Origin of the sequence: Vibrio sp. V12_P9A6T4 (genome assembly GCF_963874835.1) — a bacterium.
Classification (GTDB): domain Bacteria; phylum Pseudomonadota; class Gammaproteobacteria; order Enterobacterales; family Vibrionaceae; genus Vibrio; species Vibrio anguillarum.
Window position 1 is genome coordinate 1 of record NZ_CAWNJO010000125.1, and the last position, 4,182, is coordinate 4,182.

Consider the following 4,182-nt stretch of genomic DNA (forward strand, 5'->3'; position numbering starts at 1 on the left):
CTGGCAACGCATAACACAAAACTCAAACACAACAACCGTAACCACCGCGGCTCAATGGGACTGGAAACGCTACGCGTTGACAGTCCCTCTTGAGGCGTTTGTTAGGTTTGTGCGCCGAAGCTCATATAGTAGTAACCACCCAATTCATCGTCCACTTGCGACACGATTTCAAAACCTTGTGACGAATAAAAGTTAAGTGCTTTCTGATTTTGAACCATGCACTTAAGACTTAAGTTGCCATATTTCGCTTTTGCGCCGTTAAGTAGTATCGTTCCAATACCTTGCCCCTGATATTCAGTTGCAACATAGAGATGGTGGACAAAATTGTCAGGCTCCCAAATGGATATGAAGCCGGCAATATTACCTAAAACCTCAGACAACCAAATTCGTTCACCTTGAGTATCGCGATCGAAGTCTTCTAGCCGAAAACTATCCGTCTTGAGCCATGGGAAACTATCTCGTCTAGAGTCCAAGTAGAGCTTTCTCAACGATTCGAGATTACAGGCACTAAACTCTTCATGAACAACCTTAAACCTAACGCCGCATTAAGCGGCTAAAAATAGTGGGCTAAAATACAAGCGCAGCGCAGTAGCCCACTGTTTTTAGTCCGACTTAAATGCCTTGTTAGTTGACTTTTAGGATTAAAGACTGCCCTAACCAACTTGCTGATATTACTTTGTTTTATGCCGACTAGAAGCGAAAACTAGCCACTTTGTTTAAAAATTTGAACCAACGCCGGCAACGATTGGAAACCAGAAACAGAAATAACGCCATTATAAACAAGCAAGAACTAATGGAGCGCAGCTACTGATGAAACCAACGTGCGCAGACGACTATTAGTGACAGCATTATTTGGCGTTATGCTCAGACTTAGAAAAGCCACAGCGCAACAATTTACGAGCGCTAAAACAAACCAATTCAAACTCGATATTCAATTTCAGAAACTAAATTACTGCACATCGGTTAAGGCAACTAACGCCCGGCTAAGGGGTTGACAACGCACCGCCGAACTCAAAAAACACACCGTAAACACTGAACTTCAATTTTGCACTAAAACCGCCAAGCGTTGCGAATCCATCTTAAATGCTTTGTTAGTTTACTTTTCACACCAATCGCACGATTTAATTAAATTGCACATTTGGCTCGATACCCTATAATATTACTGCACTTACAGACTTGGAGCTTAACCATGTACACATTAACAGCAAATGATGCCAAACGTAATTTCGGTGAACTGCTTCTAAACGCTCAACGTGAGCCAGTTAAAATTAGTAAAAACAATAAAGATGCCGTTGTTGTGATGTCGATTAGAGACTATGAAGAACTTGAAGTCATGAAAGCCGATTACATAAAACATTGTTTTGAGTCCGCAAAAGCAGACTTAGCCCAAGGCAATATAGTTGACGGTGAAAACTTCCTAAACGCGTTGTAAGTAAAGTATGCACAAGAGTAAATATAAACTAAGTAAATTAGCACAGGCTCATTTACATAAAATCAAAAATTATACCGTTACAAACTTTTCCGAGATGCAGTGGAACGCATACAAAGACACTCTTCTTACTGGGTTTCAGATGCTCGCTGACAACCCCGCTGTAGGCAGAAGCTGCAACGATTTATATCAAAATGGTTTTTACTTCCCTATAGGCAAGCATACGGCTTACTTTACCAAGGAAGACAGTTTTATTTTGGTCGTTGCAGTCCTTGGACAATCGCAATTGCCACAAAACCATCTGCGATAATTATCACACCCTAGCGTATTGAGTTAGGGTGCAATTTTGATTGGTAAACTAACGCCCGCCTAAGGGGCTGGCAACGCATAACAACCAAACTTAAACACAACAACCGTAACCGGACTGGAAACGCCACGCGTTGACAGTCCCTCTTGAGGCGTTTGTTAGTTTCGTAGCCCATTGTTTAGCAATGATCTTTCAAAAAATTTTCTTGAAAGTCATTTTACGCAAAAGCATCAAACAAACACACGTCCAGCGCCAAAAGCTGTGACGTTGGCTGCCAAAACTTAAAACGATCAAGGTTAAGTTGACCACGGTTAAGAGTCCGCGACAAAGAAAGCATAATTTCAGCGGTGATGAAGCCCTTTGTGAAACTAAACTGACCGTGTTGAACATCCGACAACATTGAAGCTTCTAGGCTTGTTGGCTTTCAGCGACTTTGAAATAGCTGAACTTTCAACACTTTCTACTACATCAGCATCAGGCAAAACTCAAAAGCCAAATAGTGTGACTTGAACACTTAAGGCTGACTTTTCAGGGCATTGAATCTGAGCTTTTGATGATTTTTTCTAGATAGAAACTAACGCCCGCTTAAGGGGCAGACAACGCTACTACCAAGTTTCCGCATAACACCGTAACCACACAAACCAACGCATAGTAAAAATGCCACGCGTTGGCTGTCCCTCTTGAAGCGTTTGTTATGTGCCATTATACTGACGTTTAACTATGTAATACATTGTACAACCAAAGGTGCTCTTATGAGAACAGAAATGCTAAGTACTCGCATAGACCATGATACCAAAGTTGCTTTTACTAGCATCTGTGACGAAATGGGTCTTAGTACATCACAAGCTATTAAAATTTTTGCAAAAGCCGTGATTAATCATGGTGGTATTCCATTTGACTTACGTGTACCTCAACCAAATGAAAAAACGATTTCTGCAATGAATGAACTCGTTCAAGGTCATGGACATAAAGCCGAATCTGTTGGCGCTATGCTTACTGAGCTAACTGAAGGCAAAGTTAAGAATGTATAGTTTAGAATACTCAACACAATTCAAAAAAGACTTTAAAAAAATCACCAAAATGCCGATTTCGGACATCATTGAAGTCGGCAACGTCATATCAAAGCTGCAAAGAGGCGAAAAACTCGATCCTAAAAATGTTGATCATCCTTTAACTAGCGGATGGGTTGGATTCCGAGACTGTCACGTTAAACCAGATCTAGTGCTCATTTATCGCATTTTTGATGGTCAACTCCAATTAGCTAGAATTGGCTCTCATAGTGATTTGTTCTGATGAACCTCAGTGACACATAACGCCCGCTTAAGGGGCAGACAACGCTACTACCAACTTACCGCATAACACCGTAATCACCAAAACCAACGCATAGTAAAAATACCACGCGTTGGCTGTCCCTCTTGAAGCGTTTGTTATGCATGTGCCACAACGCGAGCCATATGGTAAACGTCAACGTAGCTACCATTTCTGAACGCATAAGCTTTCGACTCACCTTCAATTTCAAAACCGAACTTCTTATACAAATTGATCGCTCGTTCGTTGTCCACATAGACCGTCAATTCGATTCGTTTCAAATTCAGCCAGTTATCCGCTAAATCGATAACCGTTTTCAGTAAAGCACTACCAACACCTAAACCTTGAGCATCGTCTTTAACGCCCATACCGAATGTACCTACGTGACGTCGTCTCGGATTAGTACATAGCTCAAAGCCCAAATTACCTACTATTTCACCGTCCACTAGTGCCACATATGCATAAACATGATCTGGAATAGTCTGAAAACGTTTTTCCCACATATCGGAGGATGGAAGCGGAAGTTGTAATGTGCCAGTGTACGCATTTGGGCACTCATAAACTCCTTTTATCGCTTTAGCATCTGATGGCTCTGCTCGCCTGACTTCAACAACCATAGTTCCTCTTTTCCTAAAAAATGCATAACGCCCGGCTAAGGGGTTGACAACGCATAGCCGAACTCAAAAAACACACTGTAAACACTGAACTTCAATTTTGCACTAAAGCCGCCACGCGTTGGCAATCCCTCTTGAGCCGTTTGTTAGGCCAACCAGTTGACACCGAGACTTTCAAAACCAAAGAACGAGCTTTTTTTATAAATTTGAAACAAACTAACCGATTCATTTATAAACCAAAATGCCAAATCAGAAAAGAAACAAAAAAACTCAAATTAAGCGATTTGGAAGAAAAGTGACGAGCGTAGCATTCTCGGCGGACGTATGGATGCTGAAGGTTATTTTGCCGCTAAAATCACAACGAAAAGCAACTCAACGCGATCAAGAAACAACAAATATGTGATGATTATTTATTGCTTAACTTAAGCCAGAAAACATGGAATTTACCGCTCAATTCCAACTCGATTTAGCTGATAAAAACTCACTTTGCCTAACGCCCGGTTAAGGGGCTGACAACGCAAACC

Annotated in this window: 7 protein-coding genes; 4 read left to right on the forward strand and 3 right to left on the reverse strand. The window is 41.4% G+C overall.

Annotation, left to right across the window (positions count from 1 at the left end):
• Positions 1-101: 101 nt before the first annotated feature.
• Positions 102-488, reverse strand: a complete 387-nt coding sequence (locus AACQ42_RS17035) for a GNAT family N-acetyltransferase (protein ID WP_094164938.1) — start codon at positions 486-488, stop codon at positions 102-104.
• A gap of 701 nt (positions 489-1,189) precedes the next feature.
• Between AACQ42_RS17035 and AACQ42_RS17040 the strand changes: the two genes are divergently transcribed.
• Together AACQ42_RS17040 and AACQ42_RS17045 are read left to right on the forward strand one after the other, a co-directional pair.
• Positions 1,190-1,432, forward strand: coding sequence for a type II toxin-antitoxin system Phd/YefM family antitoxin (locus AACQ42_RS17040; protein WP_017045808.1), 243 nt, complete (start codon positions 1,190-1,192; stop codon positions 1,430-1,432).
• A gap of 7 nt (positions 1,433-1,439) precedes the next feature.
• On the forward strand, positions 1,440-1,739 hold the full coding sequence (locus AACQ42_RS17045; protein ID WP_017049509.1) for a type II toxin-antitoxin system RelE/ParE family toxin: 300 nt from the start codon (positions 1,440-1,442) through the stop codon (positions 1,737-1,739).
• A gap of 214 nt (positions 1,740-1,953) precedes the next feature.
• On the opposite strand, the gene AACQ42_RS17050 is transcribed toward AACQ42_RS17045, so the two are convergent.
• Positions 1,954-2,136, reverse strand: a complete 183-nt coding sequence (locus AACQ42_RS17050; protein ID WP_055031552.1) for a DUF645 family protein — start codon at positions 2,134-2,136, stop codon at positions 1,954-1,956.
• Positions 2,137-2,488: 352 nt separating this feature from the next.
• Between AACQ42_RS17050 and AACQ42_RS17055 the strand changes: the two genes are divergently transcribed.
• Both AACQ42_RS17055 and AACQ42_RS17060 read left to right on the forward strand, forming a co-directional pair.
• Positions 2,489-2,767, forward strand: coding sequence for a type II toxin-antitoxin system RelB/DinJ family antitoxin (locus AACQ42_RS17055; RefSeq protein WP_094164940.1), 279 nt, complete (start codon positions 2,489-2,491; stop codon positions 2,765-2,767).
• Positions 2,760-3,029 carry a type II toxin-antitoxin system YafQ family toxin gene (locus AACQ42_RS17060; protein WP_094164942.1) on the forward strand — a complete coding sequence of 90 codons (270 nt, stop codon included), beginning with the start codon at positions 2,760-2,762 and terminating at the stop codon, positions 3,027-3,029. Before AACQ42_RS17055 ends, AACQ42_RS17060 begins: the two co-directional genes overlap by 8 nt.
• 134 nt (positions 3,030-3,163) lie before the next feature.
• Here AACQ42_RS17060 and AACQ42_RS17065 read toward each other — a convergent pair whose 3' ends face one another.
• Complete coding sequence (locus AACQ42_RS17065) at positions 3,164-3,661, reverse strand: GNAT family N-acetyltransferase (protein WP_080608888.1); 498 nt, start codon at positions 3,659-3,661, stop codon at positions 3,164-3,166.
• Between the last annotated feature and the right edge of the window lie 521 nt (positions 3,662-4,182).